The organism is Corynebacterium sp. HMSC034E11 (assembly GCF_001835905.1).
Lineage (GTDB): Bacteria > Actinomycetota > Actinomycetes > Mycobacteriales > Mycobacteriaceae > Corynebacterium > Corynebacterium coyleae.
Genome location: NZ_KV826421.1, coordinates 29,413 through 53,537 on the forward strand (window position 1 = coordinate 29,413; position 24,125 = coordinate 53,537).

Here is a 24,125-nt window from a genome sequence, read left to right on the forward strand (position 1 = left end):
CAGCGTTAGAGACGCTGGCTGACTTCGACCTTGATGTTGCACTCGTCTCGGGCTTCGCTCCGGATCGTGCTCGTGCCTGGGCGCGGCTGCGCGATGTGTATTTCGGGCGCACCAAGTTCACGCGCAAACAGGCGGTGGCCGCTACGCGAGCTCGGGCGTTCTCGCTGGACGAGCTCGCACTGATCGAGCGCCGCATCGCACCGGTCAAGGATGCCTCCCAGCGGTGGGCGCTGCGCCTGGCCTTGCTTGAGGTCGAAGGTGGCTACCGGGCGATTGAGGCTGCAGCCCGTACGTTGGTGCCGGCGGATAAGACACCGGCGGTGGATGCGGCGAAATTTGGCCCGTCGCGAAACGGCAAACGCACCCTGCACTTAACCTATGACGAGCGGGAGATCTCCGATATGGAACACGCCGGGCGGTTAGGGATTGATCAGGAGCGTCCGGCTGCACCCCAGATTGCCGAGAACCTGATTGGCATCTTCTTCGGCGAGGGCAAGGTGGCTACTGCAGCGCCGCGTCCGACGGTGTTAGTACCGTTGCCGGATTATCTGCGCATCTTGGATGGCAATGGTGATGATGTGCTCTTGGCCATGACCGATGGCACCACCATGACCGGTGCGGAGTTTCTCGCCGCCCAGTTCGGTGATGCGCTTGAGGTGGCGGCCTTTCACCCGCAGGCCGGTGCGGTGAATCTGTACCGCACGCAGCGTTTGGCGAATCAGAAGCAGCGCGATTTGGCCAAGCTGGTCTCCCCGGTGTGTGCGTTTCCTGGGTGTCGTCACGGAGCAGACAACTGCGAGCTTCACCACGTGGAGGCGTGGCGGCATGGCGGGGAGACCAATATTGGCAACCTTGCGCCGCTATGCAGGTATCACAACCGGGTCAATGATGATGACCCGTGGCGTAAGAAACGGGGCCGGATCGTCATGGTGCGGGGTGCGCCAGTATGGATCTCACCCCGCGGCTACCTGGTGAAAAACACCAACCGCGGGGCAATGGACCAACTCTTTGGCTCTTAGCGCCGGAGGACGTAGTACTGCACGCTCATTGCAGGTAAGTGCAGCTCAATGGACTGGTCGAACCGGTCCCACTCGGTGGGTTCGGTGTGCACGGTGCGCGGCAGTTCGTTGCCCGCGCCACCGTAGACTGATTCGTCGGTGTTGATCAGCATGTCCCATGCGCCTGCTTCGGGCAGGCCGAGGCGGTAGTTGGGCAGGGAGACTCCCGAGAGGTTGATCACGGCGAGGACTGGGGTGGCGTCGACGCCCCAGCGGATGTAGGCGAGGACGTTGTTTGAGGCGTCGTCGCCCTTGATCCACTGGAAGCCCATGGGGGTGTTGTCTTGGGAGTACAGGGCGGGGGTGTCGCGGTAGACCAGGTTGAGGTCGCGTACGAGGCGTTTGATGCCGGCGTGGTAGTCGCGGTGCAGGTCGTCCCAGTTGATGGAGTGGGCTTCGTCCCATTCGGTGGTTTGGCCCCATTCGCAGCCCATGAACATGAGTGGTTTGCCGGGGTGGGAGTACATGTAGCCGTAAAGGGCGCGTAAGCCCGCGGCTTTGTTCCAGTCGTCGCCAGGCATGCGCTGCCACAGGGAGCCTTTGCCGTGGACGACTTCGTCGTGGCTGAACGGTAGGACGTAGCGTTCGGAGAAGGCGTAGACGAGCGAGAAGGTGATTTCGTTGTGGTGGTGGGAGCGGTGGACGGGGTCGAGTGAGAAGTATTCGAGGGTGTCGTTCATCCAACCCATGTTCCACTTCATGGAGAATCCGAGGCCGTCGGCGTCGGTTTGGGCGGTCACGCCTGGCCATGCGGTGGATTCTTCGGCGATGGTGAGCACGCCGGGGTGTTCGCGGTGGACGGTGGCGTTCATTTCTTGGAGGAATTGGACGGCTTCCCAGTGTTCGCGGCCGCCGTGTTGGTTGGGGAGCCATTCGCCGGGTTCGCGGGAGTAGTCGAGGTAGAGCATGGAGGCGACGGCGTCGACGCGGATGCCGTCGAGGTGGAATTCTTCGAACCAGTACAGGGCGTTGGCGACGAGGAAGTTGCGGACTTCGCGGCGGCCGAAGTTGAACACGTAGGTGCCCCAGTCGCGTTGTTCGCCGCGTCGCCAGTCGGGGTGTTCGTAGAGGGGTGTGCCGTCGAAGCGTGCGAGGGCGAAGTCGTCTTTGGGGAAGTGGGCGGGGACCCAGTCGACGATGACGCCGATGCCGTTGGCGTGGAGTGTGTCGACGAGGCGGCGGAAGTCGTCGGGGCTTCCCCAGCGTGCGGTGGGGGCGTAGTAGCCGGTGACTTGGTATCCCCAGGAGCCGCCGAAGGGGTGTTCGGCGACGGGGAGGAATTCGACGTGGGTGTAGCCGTTGTCGACGAGGTAGGGCACGAGTTCGTCGGTAAGCGTGGCGTAGGTGGAGCCTTGTTTCCAGGAGCCGATGTGGCATTCGTAGATGCTCATGGCGGAGTTGGTGGCGTCGCGTCCGGCACGGGCGGTGATCCAGTCGTGGTCGCTCCATTCGAATTCGCTTTGCTTTGCGACGACTGACACCGTCTCGGGTGGTGTCAACGTGCGTTTAGCCAGCGGGTCGGCTTTGTCGATGCGTGTGCCGTCGGCGGTGTGGATGGCGAATTTGTAAGCGTCGCCGTCGCCGATGCCGGGGATGAAGATTTCCCAGACGCCGGAGACGCCGAGGCTGCGCATGGGGTACTGGCTGGGGTTCCAGGAGCAGAAGTCACCGATGACGGCTACGCCGGTGGCGTTGGGTGCCCAGACGGCAAATGAGGTGCCGGTGACGACGCCGAGGGTGGTTTCGTAGGTGCGGACGTTCGCGCCGAGGACGTCCCAGAGACGTTCGTGGCGGCCTTCGTTGATGAGGTGGATGTCGAGGGAGCCGAGGGTGGGTAGGAAGTTGTAGGCGTCGGCGACGATGATGGGGGCTGCACCGGGGTAGGTGATGCGGTAGCGGTAGTCGGGGGTGTGGGTGTCGTCGAGGGTGGTGGCCCAGATGTCGTCGCCAAGCGGCTGCATGGGTTGGGACGCGTTGTGGATGAGCAGTTCGACGCGTTCGGCACCGATGAAGCGGGTGCGGATGATGGATCCGTCGCCGTGGGGGTGCCAGCCGTAGATGTCGTGGGGTGCGTTGTGGGTGCAGGCGAGGAGGCGTTGGCGGTCCCCGTCCGGGATGAGCAGGTTGGTGTTCATGGTGGTCCTTAGGGGCGGTAGTCGTGGTCTGAGATCTGACGGTACGCGAGTGCTTCTCGACGATCCTGCGCAACCTCGGGCAAACGCAGAATGTGTGCGACGTTTTTCTCGGGTGTGAGTTTGACGTAGTTGCCGGTTTCGGCGGTTGTCCAGGTGTATCGCTCGTTGGTGATCTGGTCGTGGACGTCAAAGGTGCCGTGGTCGAGTCCGATGGCGTCGGCGTCGATGTGCAGCATGCCTTCTTGGGTGCCGGTTGGGTCGAGATTGACGACGACTAACACCGCGTTGCCCGTGATCGCATCGACCTTTGAGTAGGCAATCAGATTGTCGTTGTCGATGTGGTGGAAGCGGATCTGACGGAGTTGCTGCAGGGCAGGGTTGTCGCGGCGGATCTGATTGAGCAGCGTCAGGTACGGCTCGAGGGATTTGCCTTGTTTGAGCGCGGCGTCAAAGTCGCGGTGGCGTAGTTGGTATTTTTCGCTGTCGTGGTATTCCTCGCTGCCGGCGGCGACGGGGCGGTTTTCGTAGAGTTCGTAGCCGGAGTACACACCCCACAACGGGCTCATGGTGGCGGCGAGTGTGGCGCGCAGCGCAAACGCTGCCGGGCCACCGGTCTGCAGGGTGGCGTGCAGGATGTCGGGGGTGTTGACGAAGAGGTTGGGGCGGGAGACGTCGGCGACGTCGACAAGCAGTTGGGCAAAATCGGTCAGTTCCGTCTTGGTCACCTTCCAGGTGAAGTGGGTGTACGACTGGCTAAACCCAGCCTTGGACAGCCCGTACATGCGCGGCGGGCGGGTAAACGCCTCGGCGAGGAAGATGACGTCCGGGTCGGTTTCGTGGACCTTGGAAATGAGCCAGTGCCAGAAGTTCACCGGCTTCGTGTGGGGATTGTCTACACGGAAGGTGGTCACGCCGAGGTTGACCCAGTACATGAGCACCCGGTAGATCTCGGCGTAGAGCGCCTCGGGCGCGTTGTCGAAGTTCAGCGGGTAGATGTCCTGGTATTTCTTTGGCGGGTTTTCGGCGTACGCGATGGTGCCGTCGGCGAGCACGGTGAAAAACTCCGGGTGCTCTTTCGCCCACGGGTGATCGGGCGCAGCCTGCAGGGCGAAGTCGAGGGCGATCTCCAGACCCAACTCGTTGGCGTGGTCCATCATGTCCAAAAATTCGTCCTCGCCGCCCAGGTTTGGGTCGAAGGCGTCGTGGCCGCCGTATTTAGACCCGATGGCCCACGGGGAGCCGACGTCGCCGTCTTCGGGGGTGAGGGTGTTGTTGCGGCCTTTGCGGTTGACCTCGCCAATCGGGTGGATGGGCGGGAAATAGACGGTGTCGAATCCCATCGCCGCCACTCGGTCCAATTGCGCCGCGGTGGTGGCCCAGGTGCCGTGGATCGGGTTGCCCTTTTTATCCACACCGCCGGTGGAGCGCGGAAACAGTTCGTACCAGGAGTTCACGAGTGCCTCGCGACGCTCCACAAGGATATCGGCGACGGGCCCGCGGGTGACCAATTCACGCAGGGGGTGTTCGGCGAGCACGTCTTGCACCTCCTGGGAACACCCGGGGGTGATGCGTTGGGAAAGGGGCAGGGTGTCGTCGATAAGCGATGCGCGCGCGGAGGCAAGCACCGGGGAGGAATGCTGAGCAATCGCGGCGTCGAACAATTCCACGCCATGCGCGATATCGTTGGCCAACTCCGCCTCCGACTGGCCGGCGGCGAGCTTCTTTTCCACCGCGTTGCGCCACGTGGCCATGACGTCGCTCCACGCATCCACCCGATAGCGCCACAGACCTTGCTCGTCCGGCACAAACACCGCATGGCAATAATCCGGCCGATAAAACTCGGCGTGCATCGGCACCTCGTACTGCGCACCCGACGGCGCGACAAGTACCAGCGTCGCAGCAATCGCATCGTGGCCCTCGCGCCACACCAACGCGGAAACCGGCACGACCGCACCAACAACCGCCTTCGACGGCAACGTGCGCCCAGAGACCTGGGGGCGGACGTCGTCGATGCCGAAGCGAGCAACCATCATCAAAACCTTCCGAGCGACCATTGATTCACCCGCCAGGGTAGCGCGGGGCAACCACACACGCGGGCCGAAATAGGCCAAGATGGGGGACGTGAATCAGACAGAGGAATTGGTGACAGATCCGGACCTGCTCATCGACATGCGCGACGTGTCCTTCATTCGCGGCGGACACACGCTCGTCGGCCCTGTCGATTGGCAGGTCGAGCTCGATGAACGATGGGTGGTCATCGGGCCGAACGGCGCCGGCAAAACCACCTTGATCCGGATGGCGTCGGCGCAGGAATTCCCGTCGACGGGGCATGTGTTTATTCTCGGCGAGCGCGTCGGCGCCACCGATATGCGCGACTTGCGTGCCGCAATCGGTGTGACGTCCTCCGCGGTGGCGAACCGTGTGCCGGAGGACGAGAAGGTCGGCGACCTCGTAGTCTCCGCTGGTTACGCCATTTTGGGGCGTTGGCGCGAGGACTACGACGAGATGGATTACGACCAAGCCCTCGAAGTACTTGAGCAAGTCGGCGCGATGCACCTGATCGACCGTCGCTGGGGCACCCTGTCTGACGGCGAGAAGAAGCGCGTGCTCGTTGCGCGTGCCGTGATGACCAACCCGGAGCTGCTCATTCTCGACGAGCCCGCCGCCGGCATGGACCTCGGCGGCCGTGAGGACCTCCTGGCCTACCTGGGGGATCTGGCAATGGACCCCGATGCGCCGGCGATCGTCATGATCACCCACCACCTCGAGGAGATCCCGGACGGGTTTACCCACGCGATGCTGCTGGACGAAGGCGAGATTGTCGCCCAAGGCCTCATCGATGACGTGCTGACGTCCGAGAACGTCTCGCGCGCCTACCACCAGCCGATCGAAGTGACGCGCGATGACGGGCGTTTCTTCGCACGCCGCGCCCGTTCAGCCCGTAGGGGTGCACACCGGGCGTAGACCGCCGGGGTGGGAGCAATGCCGACGGAGAAGAAGCGCAACGAGGCCGTGTTGTCGCACGACGAGGCCGATTCGATTGACCCGAGCGAGAAGAGCGGGTTTTTCGGTGCGCGTTTATCTGCGACGGTAATTCTGCTACGTAATAGCGCCGAGGGGATTGAGGTGTGGGTGCAGGAGCGTGTCCTGTCCATGCCGAACTACCCGGGGCTAACAGTGTTTCCGGGCGGCGGGGTGGATTCGCGTGATTTCCCGCCGCGTGCCTGGGACGATGGCGAGTTGTGGCTTGGGCGTTCCGCGATTTCGCTTGCTCGCCAGCTCGGGGTGACCAAATACAAGGCTCACGCGGTGTTGTTCGCGGCGGTGCGCGAGCTGTTCGAGGAGACTGGCACGCTGCTTGCGGTTGACGATGACGGCACGCTTCTCGACGACGCCCGCCCCTTCCACAACCACCGCCTCCGGCTCGAATCTCACGAGCTTTCCCTGACTGACGTGTTGCAGGAGAGCAACCTCAACGTGTGCGCGGACCTGCTCAAGCCGGTGGCGCGCTGGGTGGGGGTGTCCGAAAGCGGCAATTGGTTTGACACGTTTACGTTCGTTGCTGCCAACCCGGAGGGCCAAGAGCCTGACTCGAATACGGACGAGGCAGATGATGCGAACTGGTTCCCGCCGAAATTGCTTCTCGACGGCTGGCGCCACGGCCTCGTTCGCCTCGCCCCCTCCACGTGGGCGCAGTTAAGCGAGCTGCGACGCTTTGACACTGTCGACGACGTCCTGCACGCCGCGGAAGGAGCAAGCCTCGCTCCCGTGATCGGTGACCCGGTCGACGATGCGCGATACGAAGAGTTCTTCACGTTCCGACCAGTAGACCGGATTGGAAAACGCTATGACATTTAGCGTCGCAGAGGCACGGTTCCTCGCAGCGAACGCTGACGCGATCTCCGCAGTCGAGCCCGAGATCGCCCTGACTAAGTCGAGTGTGTTCGCCGACCGTGCGGTGTTGGACCAACACTTTGGCGACTACGCCCGAGCCGTCAGCGCGCTTATCGCCGCCCGGCGCGCCGCAGCCGGCAAGTTTCCTGCCCTTTGGCTTACCGATGCCGACGCCGCGCAGCAGGCCACCCCAGCACGCGTAGCGGGGGTACGTGCCGCGCGCATTGCCGAGGCGGGAGCGCAGATGGTGCACGACGTGACGTGTTCTGTCGGCTCGGAGGCGCCGGCGTTTCGTCAGCGCGGCATTGCGTGGATGGGCAGCGACTTAGACATGCCTCGTTTGATCATGGCGCGGCACAACTTGGGGCAAGAGGCGTGGCTGGCGCAGGCGGATGCGCTCAGGCCGGTGACGTCTGACGGGGTGGTGGTTGCTGATCCAGCGCGTCGCGCCGGGGGCCGCCGAATCACCGACCCAGCCCAGTTGCTTCCACCGCTGCCGGATTTGCTCGATGCGCACGCCGGCCGCGAGATGGCAGTGAAGTGCGCGCCGGGCATCGACTATTCGGGGTGGGATGGGCTGGTCAGCGTGGTGTCCGTCGACGGCGGCGTCAAAGAGGCGTGTTTGTATACGCCGGGGTTGGCGGGAGGGGTTCGTCGAGAAGCGGTGGTCCTGCGAGATGGCGAGGAGCGCGTCACCGATCTTGACGACGACACCGTCGACGTCACCGCACCTCAGCGCTACATCATCGACCCGGACGGGGCAGTGGTGCGCGCGGGCCTGGTGCGTGGGTGGGCTGCGCGTCACGGGTTGAACATGCTCGACGAGCACATCGCGTATCTGACAGGCGAGCAGATCCCAGCAGGCTACAGTGGCTTTCCCTTCCTGGAAGCGGTGCCGCTGCGTGCCCTGAAGAAGGTGCTCGCCTCCCACGGTGCTGGCAGCGTGGAGATCCTCGTGCGCGGCGTTGATGTGGACCCGGACCAGTTGCGCAAGAAACTGAAGCTGCGCGGCAAGGCACAGATGGCGGTGGTGATCGCACGGATTGGGGATCAGGCGGTGGCGCATGTGTGCGGGCCGCGCGTGCACGCCTAACCTTGGGCGCATGGTCTATTTCGATCACGCTGCTACAACTCCGATGCGCCAAAGTGCGATCGACGCGTGGGTGGAACACGCAGGCGCCCTCAACGCGGGAAGCCAACACGCCGCGGGGCGCAAGGCGAACGCTGTGCTTGCCGACGCCCGCGAGCGCATCGCGGGCGCCCTCGGCGCCGACCCCGTCGAGGTGGTGTTTACCGGCTCGGGCACAGAGGCCAACAACATTGGGGTGCGTGGGCTGTTTGATGCATCCGAGCTGGATCGGGTGGTTGCCACGCCGATCGAGCACCCCGCCGTGCTCGAGGTAGTCAAGTCTCTGGGCCAGACTGGGGCGGATGTGGAGTGGCTGCCGGTGGGTCGCGACGGGCACGTGACGGACTTGAGTGCGCTGGATACGCCGGCGGCGGTTGCGACGATGATGTGGGCGAACAACGAAACTGGCGCGATCCAACCGGTGGGTGAAGCGATTGAGCGCGCCACCGCCGCCGGCACACCGGTGCATGTCGACGCCGTGCAGGCCGTAGGTCACGTGCCGGTGGATTTTCACGCGCTTGGCGCGACCACGCTTGCGGCCAGCGCCCATAAGTTCGGCGGCCCGCGCGGCACCGGCATTTTGTTGGCGAAGCGCTCGCCCGCGCCGCAACCCGTGATCCTCGGCGGGGGTCAGGAGCGCGGGATCCGCTCCGGCACGGTCGACGTCGCATCGGCCGCCGCCACGGCGGTCGCGCTCGAGGAGGCGATCGCAGAACACACCGAGATTGAGCGTCTGCGGGATGCGCTCATTGAGGGGGTGAGGCGGCGGGTTGATGGGGTGGTCGTCGCAACGCAAGAGCCCGCGCTTCCGGGCCATGCACACTTTATGTTCCCCGGCGCGAACGCGGACGCGTTGATCATGTTGCTGGACGTGCAGGGTATTTCGGTGTCGGCGGGCTCGGCGTGCGCCAGTGGCGTGCTGCGCATGAGCCACGTGCTTGAGGCGATGGGGTACAGCGAGCGTGAGGCGATGGGGGCGTTGCGCGTGACGGTCGGGCGTACGAACACGGCGCAGGACGTGGAGGCGTTTATCAACATGATTCCGGACGTGGTGGAAAAGGCGCGGGCAGCTGGCGCGCTCTAACCGGCAACGCGCGTGTCGCGTGTGATGTGTGTGATTTGGGTGCACTAGTGTTGCCCGCATGCAGATGTCTCGCCGAATCCGTTCCGCAGCGGCCGCTGTCGCCGCCCTGCTGTTTGCTACAACCGTCACGCCGCTCGGTCAAGCCGACGCCCAGTCGATCCCTGGGTTGATCTCTGGCGTCGACGTCGCGGGCCACCAGCGTCCGGGCGGTGCGGCCATCGACTGGCGCTCGGTGGGCACGATCGGTGGCCAGGACTTCGCCTTTGTCAAGGCCTCCGAGGGGGAGGGCTGGAAGAACGAGTTTTACGACGAAGACGCCAAGGCGGCCGCCGAAGCTGGCCTGAAGGTCGGCGCCTACCACTACGCACGCCCCGCTGAGGACCCGGTGACCCAGGCGCGCTACTTCGCCTCCGTGATCAATCAGGGCCCGGCAACGCAGTTGCCGCCAGTGCTCGACCTGGAGGTCGCCGAGGGCCTCGGCCCGGTCCAGCTTGCGGCGTGGACGCAGCGCTTTTTGTCTGAGGTGCAGGCGCAGACGGGCAAGAAGCCGATGATCTACACGTACCGCTACTTCTGGTACGAGCACATGAACGACACCTCTGCGTTCACGTCCTACCCGCTGTGGCTTGCCGCGTACCAGAATCAGCCCCCGGCGCCGGTTGGGGGTTGGGACAAGTTGTCGTTTTGGCAGCGCAGCGACTCCGGCCGCGTCGTCGGCATCAACACCCCGGTGGACATGAACCTGTTCAACGGCACGTCTGGCCAGTTGAACCAGTTTGCCGCGGGCAACCTGAACGCTGCTGGTGGCGTGTTGGAGCGTTTCCAGGCGCCAGATTCCGGGGAGTTGCGCGTGCTTGAGCAGGACAGCACGAAGTTGGTTGTCGCAGTCCTTGCACTGGCCGCGGGTGGTCTTGGTGTGCAGCAGTTCATCGACGCCGCACGTGTCGCAGGCTTTGATCTGACGGATGCGAACGCAATCGCACGCTTGGTCCAGCAGCTCGCAGGCCAGGGCGAGCTGCCTATCGACGACCTGCGCACCATGATGGTCGGCAACTACCAGATCGGCGATCTGCTGATCTTGCTGGATAACGCGCTGAAGCACTAACAGCCCAGGGCGCGCATGATCGGCCCTGTTTGGGCCGGAAGCCTGTTGTGCGCAACCCCGTGGAGGTGCACCACGCGCCCCAAGCTTGACGACGACGCCGGCACCACCCGGTCCGCATCCGAGACAATCGAGACGACCTCAACGTTCGGGGGAACTACCGGCTGCGTGTCGTGCTCCTCGAGCCCGACGAAGGATTCCCCGATCACCCGGCGCACCAGCCACCTGGGCCACCATCCGCTGTCAGTGCCGCGCCAACACGCACCGAGACCGACCAATGTGTGGACGCGCTTGCGAACCTCCGGCACGGCCAGCGCCCGAAGGCCGACGAGCCCGCCGTAGGAGTGCCCGACGATGTCGACGCGTCTGGCCGTTTCGGGCAACGATGTGATGGTGTGGGCGATTTCGGCGGCGCAGTCGTCGAGAAGCAATGTGCCCCTTCGGCCAAAAGCAGGCGCGAGGAGACCAACCCCTTTCCGCTCCAACTCACGTGCAAGTTTGCGGAACGCAAAAGGTTCTCCGAGCGTGCCGTGCAACGCGACAACGACGTGTGGCTGGGAAGATGCTGTGGATGGATCCGGAAGGAACCTCGGGATATAGGACGCAAGCGCCATAGGGAGTAAACATACTCACTGTGGAAACACTTCGATCGATCCCGGTGGTTGGCGGCACAGCTGCTGTCGTCATCTACGTCGCGCTGGCGGTATGCGTAATTTTTGTCGCCGTGCTCGTTGGCCGTCGCCGCTTGAGGTGGGCAGTGCTCGGGGCTGCTGCGCTCATGGGCGTTGTGGTATTTGCGCTGACCGTGTGGCCGAAACCGTTCCCTGATAGCATTCCGCTGCGCGTCTACGCGTCGTGGGCGGTGGGCGTCTTCGCAGTAGTTGCGGCGATAGTCAGTCGGCGGCGGCTGCTCTTGGCCGTTGTTGCGGTGCCAGCGGTAGTTTTCGCATTCTTGGGCACTAACCTGCAATACCAGCAGTACCCAACGCTTGGATCGTTCCACCCCGTGCGCGTGACCGTAGCGATGAGCCTAGAGCAGTTCGAACGCACAGACACCGCCCCACAACTGCACGGCCGGGAAGTAGGAGCCCTTGTCACGGTGCCCGCCCCACCTGAACGGGATGCAGTCGTCTACGTGCCGCCCGCGTATTGGCACGGCGCCACACTACCGGTGCTGGTGCTGATGTCGGGAAGTCCAGGATCCCCAATGGGGTGGTTCACGGACGGGCAGGCGGCAGAAACCGCCGATGCGTACCAGCAGGAGCACGGAGGGGTTTCTCCGATCGTCGTCAGTGTTGATGCGACAGGCTCCGCGACGGGCAACCCCGCATGCGTCGACGGGCCGGACGCTGCCATGCACACCTACCTTTCCAGCGATATTCCTGCGCTATTGAAAGACACGTTCCGCGTCAATCCTGACCAGTCGACGTGGACGATCGGGGGACTGAGTTACGGCGGGACCTGCTCGCTACAAGTCGTGACCAACAGCCCTGAGGCATACGGGTCGTTTCTGGATTTCTCCGGGGAGCCCGAACCATCCCTTGGCAACCACGACAAGACGGTGAACGAGCTCTTCGGCGGCGATGAAGACGCCTTCAAAGCAATCAACCCCGCCGACCTGCTCGCAAACGCGAAGGGGACCGATACTTACCGCGGCATTGCGGGCCGGTTCGTCGCAGGAGAGAGTGACAAGATGGCAAGCACCGCGCTGCCTCACCTGAACGATCTTGCCCGCGCGGCGGGGATGGACACCACCTACACCGAACTACCCGGAGCGCATAGTTACCAAGTGTGGCGGGTAGCGCTGCGCGAGAGCTTCGAATTCGTCGCCCACCGGGGAGGACTGAAATGAAACACGTCCCAGTGACGCTGATCCTTGTCGCCTTCATGTGGGCGCTGTTTCCGTGGCGGGCGCATCTGGGTTACGACCTTCCCGCCGATGTGCATTTGTGGCACCTGATCACGGCGGGCTTGTCAACGCCAAATGTCGCCCAGGCAATCTATGCCACGCTCGCCGCGGTGTGCTTCGCCGTTCCCGCAGAGCATATCTTGGGTTCACGCAGGTTCGTTGTCGCCGCAGCCGCATCGCATGCGCTGGTGTTTCCGTTGGCGTGTGTGCTCGGCGCGATGGTTGAACAGGCAGGGTTTAACAGGTGGGGCGCCGACTTGGTTAACGAGACTTACCTCACCCCGTTGCCGTGGATGATTGGGCCGCTTGCGTTCGCCTCTGCGTCGATGGGTGTGTTGTGGCGTCGCAGGGTCCGTCTCGTACTTGTGGCGCTGACCGGCACGCTTGTGTTGTATTCGGGAACGCTGACCTCTGTTGCTGCGTTTACAGCAGTTGTGGTGGGCCTTGCCTGTGGCGTGCTCGCCGGAGCGCGTCAGTTCACGGCGGCGCGACCGACGCTGCGGGAGTCGCGTGTCCTCGTCGCAGTGTTACTCCTTGCTGTATCGGTCGGGCCCGTGCTGACTGCGCTCAACCCTGCGGCGCAGGGTCCTTTTGCGGCGGAAAGCCTCTTGATGTGGGAGCCTGCGGTGGCCGCGCGCGAGGTTCAGGAGCGTTGTGTGGATCCTTCCTCGCTTGCCTGCTGGGAGGCCATGGCCATTAACCAGCAAAGTGGGTTGGGGCCGCTGTTGCTCAATTTGGTGCCGGTGGTGCTTGCGGTGGTGCTTGCGCTTGGGCTGCGTCGCGGCCGGCGGCTGGCGTGGTGGGGTGCGACGGTGTTGTGTGCGGCGTCGTTGGTGGTTGTGGTGGCGCAGGTGCTCGACGTGCGCAGCGACGCGCTGACCACCGTGAACGCCGGTTTGGTGGTGTTGCCGTGGGTGCTCATGCTGGCGGTGTTGATTGCTCAGCAGGCGAAGTTCCGCGTTGGGTCGAACCTGCGTCCGATGCTTGTTCCAGGTATCGCAGTGCTCTTATCGACGACAACCGCGTGGGTGACCGGCGCCCTTATCTTGCGCGACGGATTCATCGGGGATGTCACCCTAAGCAGTGTCGTTGCGGAGCTTCCTGCACGTTTTATGCCCCCTGCAGTGGCCGTGCAGTTGGGACATCAGATTGTGCCGAATGCTCCGGCGGCGTGGGTGCTCTCCGAATGGGTTGGCGTGGTGTTCTGGGGTGCGTTGCTGTGGATGCTGTTTCGTGTGCTTTCTTCAGCGCCGTCTGCACCGATGCAGGAGGAGCGCGAGAGGGCACGGCGCATGCTCGAATCCGGGACAGGTGATCATCTTGCGTGGATGGGGCTGTGGGATGGCAACCGTTACTTTTTCGCAGGCGACAGCGGATACGTCGCGTACCGTGTGTCGCACAATGTTGCCGTGACGGTGGGTTCGCCTGTCGTGGCTGAGGGGGCGGACGAGACGACAGTCGCCGACGCATTTGAGCATTTCGCTGCGGATCAAGGGTGGCGCGTGGCGTGGTATTCGGTGCCGGAGACGTTCCACCGGCCTGGCTTCCGGACGGTCCACGTCGCAGAAGAATCGTTGTTGCACACCGATAATCTCGAGTTCAAGGGCAAGAAGTTTCAAAACATCCGCACCGCGCGCAACAGGGCGGCTAAGGAAGGCGTTCGCCCGGTGTGGACGACCTGGCGCGAGTGCACGCTTGAGATGCGCGAGCGCATTGCCGCGCTGTCGGAGCAGTGGGTGGCAGACAAGGCGTTGCCGGAGATGGGGTTTACGCTCGGCGGGCTCGATGAACTTGACGACGACGCCACCAAACTGCTCCTCGCCGTCGACGAAGAAGGACGCCTCCACGGCGTGACGAGCTGGCTGCCGGTGTACGAGCACGGCAAACTTGCGGGCTATACGCTCGACTTCATGCGCCGCGACGCCGAGGGATTCAGGCCGGTGATCGAATTCCTGCTTGCCGAGGCGGCCGTCATCGCCGGGAGTGAGGGGCTCGAGTGGGTGTCGCTCTCGGGGGCGCCGCTTGCACGCACGGATGCGCCAACCTCGTTCTTGGAGATCGTGCTGGATAAGACCGGAGCGCAGATCGAGCCGCTGTACGGGTTTCGCTCGCTGGCTGCGTCGAAGCACAAGTTCCACCCGACGCACACTAGTTGGAACTTGGCGTACGACGACGAGATGGCGCTCGCGTCGATTGGTTTGGCCGTGGTGGACTGCTATCTGCCCGATATGAAGGCGACCGACATGGTAGCGGTGGTGAAGGAGTTTATGGCTCGTCGTGGCGTGGGGTCGTCGCAAAGCGGCGCGCCCACGCAAGCCCCTTGAACTGCGCTGGCACTGCGCCTTTGAGCAGCTCGCGGGTGAGCACGTCGCCGGCTTCGATGGGGTGGTTCGCGCCGATGAGCACGATGTTGCCGTAGCGGCGCCCCTTGAACATCGGCGGGTCGGCGATCGCCGCAACGTGGGGAAACACCTCCAGCATGCCGGCGAGTTCCTCTTTCGCCTCCTTCAAGTCGGCTTGGGAGCCGCAGTTGGCGAGGTAGAAGCCACGATCGCTTATCGACGACCGCACCGCCGCATAGAACTCCACCGTCGTCAGATTCCGCGGCGTGGTGGCCGACGAGAACACGTCTCGGATGATCACGTCGCGGGTGGCGGGTTTGAAGGTGTTGGTGACGTCGCGGGCGTCGTCGACACGGATCTTCACCGTCGGCGCGCGGGGAATGTCGAAGAGTTCGCGCGCGAGCACCGCGAGTTCGGAATCGATCTCCACCACCGTGTTGCGCGAGCCCTTCCACGCGCTGGCGAAGTAACGCGCCAGCGTGCACGCACCACCGCCCAGGTGTGTCAGCCGCGACTTCGGCTTCGCCTCGTCCGGGTAGTGGGTATCCAAAAAGTCCGCCATCCAGCGCATGTACTCAAAATCGAGGCGCTGCGGGTCGCCCGGCACGATGTGGGAACTCGGCACCCCGTTGACCAGCAACACCATCGACCCGTCCGGCTCGTGGAGCACCTCCGCGACACCGGTGTCGATTTCATAAAACTCACTTTTGGCGGCCATGGCTGGTGAGGGTACCTGGCGCCTAGATGCGCGCGTCGGTGCCCCGTAGATAGGCCACTGCAGCCGCCCAGCCAGCCACGGTCAACGCTGAGGAGGCAGCGAGAACGCCTGTAACGGTGCCAGTATCGAGCGCTCCAGCGGTGGCGACGGCGGAACTGCCCAGCCACAGCGTGTGCGACAACAACGCAGGCGCCACGATGAACCGCACGCCAGGCACCCCAGCCGCGAGTGCGCCAAACGATACGAGACTTACCACCACCGCAATGCCGATGGGTGCTGCAAAACTACGGATGACCATAGACAGCAGTGACTGCCATGACGCCACCGCAACGGCTGGTGCCAGGGCCAATAACGCTGCGACGAGGAGCTCGCCTGGCACTGCACCGGGAATCCCCAACGCCCAACCGACGAACAACGTGAGGCCGATGAGAACAGCGTGCATCGCTGCGACAGTAACCGCGATCGCGGCGATTTTCGACGCCACCAGGTTGCTCACCGAACGCGTCGAGGTGAGCATGGTGAGCCAGTTGTGCCCGCGGTGCTCGACACGCCAGGCGGCTGCGGCGAGGATCGCGATGCCAGCAGTGCAGAACAGCAACCCATAAAACAGCATGACTTGCGAGAAGTAGCTGCCCCAACCGGCGGTCAGGGTGCCGGTGTTCGCGGCGTAGTTGCCGGCGCCGATCGCGACGGCAACTACGGGGACGAGGAACGCGACCGCCCAGACGTGGGAGCGTCGAAACTTGAGCAGGTCGTTAAGGATTAGGTCCATGGTCTAGATTTCCTTTCGATCCAGGGCTTTGGTACCGGCGACCAAGACCGCTACGGCGAGGACGAGGTAGCCGCTCCACAGCACCCAGCCGGGCTGCGACGGGGTGACCCCTGCTTCAGTGAATCCGAACGGGAGGATCACAGCGATGTACCCGAAAGGATTGACTGCAGCCAGCCACGGTGGGGACAGCAGTGATGCGATGCCAAAGAACCCGCCGACGACCCCGACGGCGAGCACGACAAGTTGCGACTCGACAAGCGCGGCTAGCAAGAGCATCACAGCGAGGAGCGCAAGTGTGGTGCCCGCGACACCGAGACCGAAGCGCAGCCAAGTGGCCGGCATGGATCCGTGCGGTGCAGGCGCGCCCATCGCGAGGGGCAGCGCTATGGCCCCAGCGAACTCAATGCTCTTTGCGACGACAACTACCACCGTCGCAACACCTAACTTTCGAAGGAGCAGCGCCCCAGGCCGAGTTCCTGCGATGGCGTTGAGCCGCCACCCGCCGCTGATGTGCTCGGTATCCACGATGCGGCTGGCCACCAGTGCAAGCTGCAACGGGGTCAAAAACGCCAGCGCCATGGCGAATCCGATGAGATGTCCCGCCCATGCGGTTTCTGGGTTGGCCCGGAATGCGGCGGCGTTGTCGCCGGCGAAGAGACTCATGTTGGCGAATAGGACGATCCCCACCGTCATGAGCAGGCTCAGCCACACGATTTTGGTGCGTTTGAGTTTGGCAAATTCCACCATCATGCGCTTGCCACCTCGTCGTTGGTCAAGCCGATGAAGATGTCCTCGAGGCTGCGCCGTTTTCGCAGGACCTGGTGGAGTGGCACGCCGTGTGCAACCAAAAGGGCGATGGTATCGGCGAGGTGGTCGTCGTCAAGCCCGGAAAGCTCCACACCACCCTCGACCCGTTTCGGTTGTAGTGCGCGAAGGACCGAAACTGCGGTTGCAACCTCAGGCGTCTGGATGAACACATCCGGCAACTGCGCGCTGTACAGCTCGTCTTGGGAGCCCTGAAACACGAGCTTGCCGTGATTGATGATGGTCAGGTCGGTCGTTATCTTCTCAATTTCGGACAACAGGTGGCTCGACACCAGCACCGTGCGGCCTTGGTCGCGGGCGAGGCTGATGATGAGTTCGCGGATTTCCTCGATGCCGGCGGGGTCAAGGCCGTTGGTGGGCTCGTCGAGAATAAGCAACTGCGGGTCGCGTGCGAGTGCCATCGCGATGCCGAGGCGCTGCTTCATACCCAGCGAATAGTTTTTCACCATCTTGTCCATCTGGCTCTCGAGGCGCACCAGCGACACCGCGCGGCGCACCGCTTCGGGATCGGCGCCGAGCAGACGCGCGACAATACGCATGTTTTCACCACCCGTGAGGTGTGGGTAAGCGGCGGGGGCTTCGATGAGCGAGCCGACACCGGCAAGGACATGCGCGCGGTTCGCTCGCGTCATGGGGTGTCCGAGCACGCTGATGTCGCCATGCGTGGGGGCGATGAGGCCGAGCAGCATCTTCATCGTGGTGGATTTGCCGGAACCGTTCGGACCGAGCAAACCGTGCACGACGCCGGGAGCGACCTTGAGGTCGAGGTTGTGGACGACGTCTGTGTGTCCATAGGTTTTGGTCAGACCGTGGGTCTGAATCATCGGTGTTTCCATGACCTCAAGGCTCGCGCAACGGAAAGGGGTTTCGCGTCGGCGCGAGGGACGATTTTGAAGGTGATACCGGGGTATGACGCGTCAGGAGTCCAACAGGTCGGTGCGCGATACTAGCCCGGTGCGGTAGGCGAAAAGTGCTGCGTGGACGCGGTCGCGCGACTGTGTCTTCGCCAGCACCCGGCCCACGTGGGTTTTCACCGTGGGCATGGAGATGAACATCCGCTGGGCAATCTCCCCGTTGGACCACCCGCGGCCGATTGCCACGAGCACTTCGCGCTCGCGTTCCGTCAGTTCGCGAAACGCCAGCCGGTCGGCGGGGGACAGAGCGACCGTTTCCTCATCCGGCGCATGCAGCTTTGCGACGACCCTATTCGTCGCCCGTGGCGAAATCACCGCATCGCCGTGAGCCACGGTGCGGATAGCGTCAAGCAAAGCCTCCGGCTCGGCATCCTTGAGCAGAAAACCGCTGGCACCGGCGCCAAGGCCGCCGAGGACGTAGGCTTCGTCGTCAAACGTGGTCAGGATGATCACCTTTGTCGCCGGATGCTTTGCGACGACCTGCCTCGTCGCGGCGATGCCGTCCAGCACCGGCATCTGCACATCCATGAGCACGACGTCCACCGTGGCATTGCCGGATGCCTCGATAGCTTCAGCACCATTGGCGGCGAGCCAGCGCACCTCCAAATCCGGCTGCGAGTCGATGACGTTGCGGATGCCGTGGAGAAACAACGCTTGGTCGTCTGCGAGTCCGAGAGTGATCATGAGTTCAGCGGGATCCTTGCCGTTGTGGTCCAGGTGCCGGCGGGGGTGGCGGATGCGGTCACCGTGCCGCCGGAAAGCGCCGCGCGCTGCCGCATGCCCTCCACTCCGTGGCCCGGACGAGTAGTCGCGCCGGGAGCGACCGGGTTCGTCATTTCTACCACGACGGTATCTGCGCCCCAGCGCACCGAGAGCTCGGCGTGACCGGTGCCGTGCTTCATGGCGTTGGTCAGGGACTCCTGCACGATGCGCTGGACGGTAAGCGCGGTGGCCGGGGCCAGGTGCTCGGGAGGGGTGCCCTCGGCGGTGTATGCGACGTTAAGCCCGCCCGCGCGGCTGGTGGCGACCAAGCCGTCGATGTCCAGTTGCGTTGTTGGTTCAAGGGGGCGCTGTTCAGGGTCGCGCAGCAGCTCCACCACGCCGCGCATCTGGCGCAGCGAGTCGCGGCCGACGTTGCCGATGGTGTGCAGCGCCTCGTCCTTCGCCTCCGGGGTAGCGGCGAAGCGCGCGCCGTCGGCCTGCGCAACAATGACGGTCAGTGAGTGGGTGACAATGTCGTGGATTTCTCGCGCCAAGTGGGCGCGCTGCTCCTGGGCTGCGCGTTCAAACTCGGCACGCTGGCGCGCCAGCTCCTGCTCCGCACTTTCGTCGGCTCGGCGTCGCAGCTCGCCGAAGAGTAACGCCACGGTCAGCAGGGTTACGCTCCACACGACGTATGGGATTCGGTCCGTTGGCTCGAGTTCCCGAAGAGCTGGCACAACGAACCCGATAGCGACGATATCGCCGACGAGCAGGCCAGCGGTTGCGACGTCACGCAACGGCACAGGCAGATGGCGCCTCGTCACATACGCAGCGAATGGGCCAAGCGCGATCACACCGATCGGCAGCACCTCGCTAAACGACGCGACTACCAGGGCCGCAGCAATTCCGACCACAGTTGCCAGCGGCCAGCGCCACCGCGTAAACGGCACCACCAGCGCGCCGACAAGCAACGCAAAGCTCAATGCCTGCGGGGACGACACGACGCCAAGTGCACACATCATCACCAGCGAGGCTGCAAACGAGGCGTTGCGGATCGTGGTTAGGGGTGTCGTCGACAAGCGCATGCTCGCAAAGGCTAGTTGTCGCTCCGCATGCGCGCGTCGTACTGCGGTATGACGTTTAGGACTTCACCATTCGCGCGATTGCGGCGGACGCCTCTTCGATCTTGGCGTCGGCTTCCTGCCCGTCGCTGATCGCATCGGCAACACAGTGCTTCAAGTGGTCGTCCAGCAAACCCAGTGCTACGCCCTTCAGCGCCGCGTTGACCGCACTGATCTGGGTGAGGATGTCGATGCAGTAGGCGTTTTCGTCGATCATGCGGTGGATACCGCGGGTTTGCCCCTCGATTCGTTTGAGCCGGGCGAGGTAGCGGTCTTTATCGCTGATGTAGCCGTGGTCGTTCATCATGGGCCTCCTGAGTAGTGTGGACGGTGTCGAGTCACTTGGACCGGTCAAGCATCCGGTCGGTGCTGCTCTGCGGGGTGAGGTCGAGGCGGCGGAGCAGCTGCGCATTGAGGGCGACGACGACAGTCGAGGCCGACATCAGAATTGCGCCGACGCTCATCGGCATCACGAACCCGATTGGGGCGAGGATACCGGCAGCCAGCGGAACGGACAGCAGGTTGTAGCCGGCCGCCCACCACAGGTTCTGCTTCATCTTCCGGTAGGTCGCACGGGAGAGCTCGATGACCGAAAGCACCGATCGCGGGTCGGAGCTTGCCAGGACGACGCCCGCCGAGCCGATCGCCACGTCTGTGCCGGCACCGATCGCGATGCCGACATCGGCCTGAGCCAGCGCGGGGGCGTCGTTGACGCCGTCGCCGACCATGGCGACCTTGTGGCCCTCGGCTTGCAGTTCCTTGACTTTCGCGGCCTTGTGCTCGGGACGCACGCCTGCGAAGACCCGGTCAATGCCCAGGTCCTTGGCTACGGTGTCGGCGACGGCTTGCGCATCGCCGGTGATCATGACGACTTGGGCGCCCGCAGAGTGCAGTGCGTCGACGGCGTCGCGGGACTCAAGGCGGATCTCGTCGGCAAGCCGGAGTGCTCCGATCACTTCGCCGTCGGCGAGGACGTGGAGAATGATCGCGCCCTCCTTTCGCCACTCGTCGGCGACCGGGAGCTCCCCGGCGGAATGCTTTTCAAGCAGGTAGGGGCCACCGACCTCGATTACCTCACCGTCAACAGTTGCCTTCACGCCCACTGCTGGAGACGAAGAAAAGTCGATTGCCTGCGGGACGGCTACGCCACGGGCCTGAGCAGCCCCGGTGATGGCGCGGGCGAGCGGGTGTTCGCTGTCTGCTTCGGCGGCCGCTGCCAGGGCAAGCACGTCTTCTTTATCACGCCCGCCGGCGGGTTCGATCGCGGTGACGGTGGGCTCACCTTTGGTGAGGGTGCCGGTCTTGTCGAACAGTACTGCGTCGACGGTGCGCATCGATTCGAGCGCGAGCCGATCCTTGATAAGGACCCCGCCGCGTGCCGCGCGCTCAGTCGCGATTGAGACGACCAGCGGGATCGCAAGGCCTAGGGCGTGGGGGCAGGCGATGACGAGCACCGTGATAGTGCGCACTACCGCTTCATTTGGCACACCGACGACGGTCCAGACCACAGCGGTCAAGATGGCGGCGCCGAGGGTGAACCAGAACAACCAGGCAGCAGCCTTGTCCGCGAGACGTTGCGCGCGTGACGACGATTCCTGCGCATCGGTGACGAGCTTTTGAATGCCGGCCAACGCGGTGTCGCCACCCGTGGCCGTGACCTCGATGCGCAGGCCCGAGTCTGTCGCGATGGTGCCAGCGACCACCTGCTCTCCTTCACCGCGGCGCACCGTTTTCGATTCACCGGTGACCATCGACTCGTCCATGCTGGCGCTGCCGTCGACAATTGTGCCGTCGGCAGGCACGGAAGCGCCGGGCCGCACGATCACGACATCGCCGACCTCAAGATCCGCCGGGGTGACCTTCACCACTTCGTCGCCGTCGATCTTCTCGGCCTCGTCGGGCAGAAGTGCGGCGAGCGAATCCAGGGCCGAGGTGGTCTGGGCGAGGGAGCGCATCTCGATCCAGTGCCCAAGCAGCATGATGACCACCAGCAGCGCCAGTTCCCACCAGAAATTCAGCCCGGGGTCTAGCAAGTTCAGGCTCGCACCCCAAGAGGAGACGAAGGCGACCGTGATCGCGAGCGCGATCAGCAGCATCATGCCGGGTTTTCGTGAGCGGATCTCGGAGACAGCACCCGTCAAGAACGGGCGACCTCCCCAGAAATAAATGACCGTGCCCAAAAGCGGCGAGATCCACCGGACCCATTCCGCGTCAGGCAGCTGGTAGCCGATGAGATGGGCGAAGGTTTCGTTAAATCCGACGACCGGGATCGCGAGAACCAGCATGATCCAGAAGAGCGTGCGGAATTGGGCTACGTGATCGCCGTGGCCTGCGTGGCCCGCGTGGTCGTGACCACCGTGTCCTGCATGGGCCTCGTGAGCGTCATGCTCATGATGGCTGGCGTGCCCACCGGGTCTGGTGCCGGAGTGGGCGTGCCTGTCGTTCATGGTTCTGTCCTTTCGTTGCAGTTCATTGTTGTGATCGGTTCGGCCGCGCCGGGGGCTAGCGTGGCGACCGTCTCCCACGTTATTACCCCATGGGGGTATATGTCCAGGGGATTATCTCGATGCATGCAGCCGGACGTTTCGCCTTTCGTGCTCGCGGGACTACACTCCCGCGACATGCGAGTATTAGCGGCCATGAGCGGGGGAGTCGATTCATCTGTCGCCGCCGCGCGCCTGGTGGAGGCCGGCCACGATGTCGTCGGCGTGCACCTCGCGCTGAGCAAAGACGCGCAGCAAACGCGCGAATCCGCCCGCGGGTGTTGTTCGCTCGAGGATTCCGCCGACGCGCGTCGCGTGTGCGACAAACTGGGCATCCCGTTTTATGTGTGGGATTTCTCTGACCGGTTCAAAGAAGAGGTCATCGACAACTTCGTCTGGTCGTACGAAAACGGCGAGACCCCGAACCCGTGCCTGCGCTGCAACGAGAAGATCAAGTTCGCAGCCCTGTTGGACCGCGCGGTGACGCTCGGCTTCGATGCGATTGCCACTGGGCATTACGCAATTATCGACGACGCCGGCAACCTCCGCCGCGCAGAAGACCCGAAGAAGGACCAGTCGTACGTGCTCGGCGTGCTGACCCGCGACGAGTTGGACCGCTGCATCTTCCCGGTTGGTGATACGGAGAAGCCCCAGATTCGTGAGGAGGCCGCCCGTCACGGGTTTGCCACCGCGTCCAAGCCGGATTCTTACGACATCTGCTTTATCCCCGACGGCAACACCCAGGCGTTTCTGGGCCGCTCCATCGGCATGCGTCCCGGCATGATTCGGGACACCGACGGCAACGAACTTGCCGAGCACGACGGTGCCTTCCAGTACACGATCGGCCAGCGCAAGGGGTTGAACCTCCGCGTGCCTGCCGCCGACGGCAAGCCGCGCTACGTCACCGACGTGGACACCGCCACCGGCACCGTGACCGTCGGTCCGCGTGACGCGCTGCGCGTTTCGGAGATCACCGCCGACCGCCTGAAGGTGCTGCACCCTGCGATGTCCGAAGCAGCCGAGTTCGAAGCGAACGTGCAGATCCGCGCCCACGGTGGCGTTGTGCCGTGCACTGCGCGTATCGAGGACGACCAGATGACACTTACCCTCCACCAACCACTCGAGGGCGTGGCCCGCGGCCAGGCGGCGGTGCTGTACCTGCCGGACCCGGACGGTAAGGGCGACATCGTGCTCGGCTCAGGCACCATCTGCGCCACCGCGTAGAGGCCGGGCCCGCCGAGGTCGCGCAAACCTCGTTAGTCGCACCTCGTTTATCGCCGAAAAGGGACCGCGGACATTTCGTTGGAGTGTTGGGGGCTGGAAGGTATTCCGATGCCCGCAAAATTTCCTGATGACGTTCGCGAGGCTGCAGGTAGTCAAAGACGCAACTATTGAAGTGCTCATGGGCGGTGACATCCGGGGAAAAGAGATCGTCCGCGACAGTGCGCTCACTACGGCGGCGAAGGTCGCGGGCGTAGTCGCCATCACGGACGCCCACGGTTTGTCCACCAAAAAGCCTGCAGCCAAGTTGGCATTGTTGATTTCACGTTTTATCACCACAAGGGCAAGCACCAGTGTGTCGTAGCTCAGCGCACCACGCGTCGTGAGCAGTTCAAACCGTTGATCATGCAGGCGGTTGCCGAGTCGAACCAGAGCTACGGCTAACAAACACCAGCTAACCGCCTAACCAAAACCCCCAACTTCATACCGAGCCGAAAGCTAGGCGGCTACACCACTGCACGGGACTTGACCACCCGTCCAGACTAGGATCGCAGAGAACCAAGACGATAAGGGAGTTCTTAGTGCAGCTGCCGCAAGCATTGCTGGTTGTGCTGGTGGCGTAATCGGTTATAATACCATTCCGGAAATTCTGAAATTCTAGAGAAGAGAGTTTCCTACTGGGACTTGGTAAAGTTCCTCGCTAAGAAAATTGGACC

At 63.7% G+C, this 24,125-nt stretch carries 21 protein-coding genes; 10 read left to right on the forward strand and 11 right to left on the reverse strand.

Annotated features, from left to right (window positions below):
• Window positions 1–1,019 (forward strand): HNH endonuclease signature motif containing protein (locus tag HMPREF2690_RS10645; protein WP_070820858.1); only part of this gene is annotated, 1,019 nt, incomplete at its 5' end.
• On the opposite strand, the gene glgB is transcribed toward HMPREF2690_RS10645, so the two are convergent.
• A complete protein-coding gene (gene glgB / locus HMPREF2690_RS10650; protein WP_210401394.1) occupies window positions 1,016–3,193 on the reverse strand; it encodes a 1,4-alpha-glucan branching protein GlgB in 2,178 nt (725 codons plus the stop codon). The two genes, HMPREF2690_RS10645 and glgB, sit on opposite strands and share 4 nt — an antisense overlap.
• 8 nt (window positions 3,194–3,201) lie before the next feature.
• Window positions 3,202–5,223 carry a maltotransferase domain-containing protein gene (locus HMPREF2690_RS10655; RefSeq protein ID WP_070820859.1) on the reverse strand — a complete coding sequence of 674 codons (2,022 nt, stop codon included), beginning with the start codon at window positions 5,221–5,223 and terminating at the stop codon, window positions 3,202–3,204.
• 139 nt (window positions 5,224–5,362) lie between these two features.
• Between HMPREF2690_RS10655 and HMPREF2690_RS10660 the strand changes: the two genes are divergently transcribed.
• From HMPREF2690_RS10660 to HMPREF2690_RS10680, 5 genes are all read left to right on the forward strand, one after another.
• Window positions 5,363–6,157, forward strand: coding sequence for an ABC transporter ATP-binding protein (locus HMPREF2690_RS10660; protein ID WP_371326034.1), 795 nt, complete (start codon window positions 5,363–5,365; stop codon window positions 6,155–6,157).
• Window positions 6,158–6,175: 18 nt separating this feature from the next.
• Window positions 6,176–7,051 (forward strand): NUDIX hydrolase, encoded by an 876-nt coding sequence (locus tag HMPREF2690_RS10665; protein WP_070820861.1) that lies wholly within the window; start codon window positions 6,176–6,178, stop codon window positions 7,049–7,051.
• Window positions 7,041–8,180 (forward strand): THUMP-like domain-containing protein, encoded by a 1,140-nt coding sequence (locus tag HMPREF2690_RS10670; protein ID WP_070820862.1) that lies wholly within the window; start codon window positions 7,041–7,043, stop codon window positions 8,178–8,180. Before HMPREF2690_RS10665 ends, HMPREF2690_RS10670 begins: the two co-directional genes overlap by 11 nt.
• 10 nt (window positions 8,181–8,190) lie before the next feature.
• Window positions 8,191–9,300, forward strand: coding sequence for a cysteine desulfurase family protein (locus tag HMPREF2690_RS10675; RefSeq protein WP_070820927.1), 1,110 nt, complete (start codon window positions 8,191–8,193; stop codon window positions 9,298–9,300).
• Between the two features lie 64 nt (window positions 9,301–9,364).
• The gene (locus HMPREF2690_RS10680) at window positions 9,365–10,405 is read left to right on the forward strand and encodes a glycoside hydrolase family 25 protein (protein ID WP_371326035.1); all 1,041 of its coding nucleotides are present in this window, start codon (window positions 9,365–9,367) and stop codon (window positions 10,403–10,405) included.
• Here the strand turns inward: HMPREF2690_RS10680 and HMPREF2690_RS10685 are convergent.
• Window positions 10,402–11,016, reverse strand: coding sequence for an esterase/lipase family protein (locus HMPREF2690_RS10685; protein WP_070820864.1), 615 nt, complete (start codon window positions 11,014–11,016; stop codon window positions 10,402–10,404). The two genes, HMPREF2690_RS10680 and HMPREF2690_RS10685, sit on opposite strands and share 4 nt — an antisense overlap.
• Before the next feature lie 20 nt (window positions 11,017–11,036).
• Here HMPREF2690_RS10685 and HMPREF2690_RS10690 point away from each other — a divergent pair, with 20 nt between their 5' ends.
• Window positions 11,037–12,254 (forward strand): alpha/beta hydrolase, encoded by a 1,218-nt coding sequence (locus tag HMPREF2690_RS10690; protein WP_070615325.1) that lies wholly within the window; start codon window positions 11,037–11,039, stop codon window positions 12,252–12,254.
• A complete protein-coding gene (locus tag HMPREF2690_RS10695; RefSeq protein ID WP_070820865.1) occupies window positions 12,251–14,635 on the forward strand; it encodes a bifunctional lysylphosphatidylglycerol flippase/synthetase MprF in 2,385 nt (794 codons plus the stop codon). The genes HMPREF2690_RS10690 and HMPREF2690_RS10695 overlap by 4 nt, the downstream gene beginning before the upstream one ends.
• Here HMPREF2690_RS10695 and HMPREF2690_RS10700 read toward each other — a convergent pair.
• The 8 genes from HMPREF2690_RS10700 to HMPREF2690_RS10735 form a co-directional block, all read right to left on the reverse strand.
• Complete coding sequence (locus HMPREF2690_RS10700) at window positions 14,577–15,371, reverse strand: spermidine synthase (RefSeq protein WP_070820866.1); 795 nt, start codon at window positions 15,369–15,371, stop codon at window positions 14,577–14,579. The genes HMPREF2690_RS10695 and HMPREF2690_RS10700 overlap by 59 nt on opposite strands.
• Window positions 15,372–15,393: 22 nt before the next feature.
• A complete protein-coding gene (locus HMPREF2690_RS10705; protein WP_070820867.1) occupies window positions 15,394–16,143 on the reverse strand; it encodes an ABC transporter permease in 750 nt (249 codons plus the stop codon).
• A gap of 3 nt (window positions 16,144–16,146) precedes the next feature.
• Entirely contained in the window at window positions 16,147–16,893 is a 747-nt protein-coding gene (locus tag HMPREF2690_RS10710) for an ABC transporter permease (protein WP_070820868.1), read from the reverse strand.
• Window positions 16,890–17,804, reverse strand: a complete 915-nt coding sequence (locus HMPREF2690_RS10715; protein WP_070820869.1) for an ABC transporter ATP-binding protein — start codon at window positions 17,802–17,804, stop codon at window positions 16,890–16,892. Before HMPREF2690_RS10715 ends, HMPREF2690_RS10710 begins: the two co-directional genes overlap by 4 nt.
• Window positions 17,805–17,885: 81 nt before the next feature.
• The gene (locus tag HMPREF2690_RS10720; RefSeq protein ID WP_070569369.1) at window positions 17,886–18,566 is read right to left on the reverse strand and encodes a response regulator; all 681 of its coding nucleotides are present in this window, start codon (window positions 18,564–18,566) and stop codon (window positions 17,886–17,888) included.
• A complete protein-coding gene (locus HMPREF2690_RS10725) occupies window positions 18,563–19,669 on the reverse strand; it encodes a sensor histidine kinase (RefSeq protein WP_083308073.1) in 1,107 nt (368 codons plus the stop codon). The genes HMPREF2690_RS10720 and HMPREF2690_RS10725 overlap by 4 nt, the downstream gene beginning before the upstream one ends.
• A 55-nt stretch (window positions 19,670–19,724) precedes the next feature.
• Entirely contained in the window at window positions 19,725–20,012 is a 288-nt protein-coding gene (locus HMPREF2690_RS10730) for a metal-sensitive transcriptional regulator (protein WP_070569367.1), read from the reverse strand.
• A 31-nt stretch (window positions 20,013–20,043) separates the two neighbouring features.
• Complete coding sequence (locus HMPREF2690_RS10735) at window positions 20,044–22,152, reverse strand: heavy metal translocating P-type ATPase (RefSeq protein WP_083308072.1); 2,109 nt, start codon at window positions 22,150–22,152, stop codon at window positions 20,044–20,046.
• Between the two features lie 174 nt (window positions 22,153–22,326).
• Between HMPREF2690_RS10735 and mnmA the strand changes: the two genes are divergently transcribed.
• Window positions 22,327–23,412 (forward strand): tRNA 2-thiouridine(34) synthase MnmA, encoded by a 1,086-nt coding sequence (gene mnmA / locus HMPREF2690_RS10740; protein ID WP_070569423.1) that lies wholly within the window; start codon window positions 22,327–22,329, stop codon window positions 23,410–23,412.
• Window positions 23,413–23,539: 127 nt separating this feature from the next.
• Window positions 23,540–23,773, forward strand: a complete 234-nt coding sequence (locus tag HMPREF2690_RS10745; protein WP_070569362.1) for a hypothetical protein — start codon at window positions 23,540–23,542, stop codon at window positions 23,771–23,773.
• Window positions 23,774–24,125 lie beyond the last annotated feature (352 nt).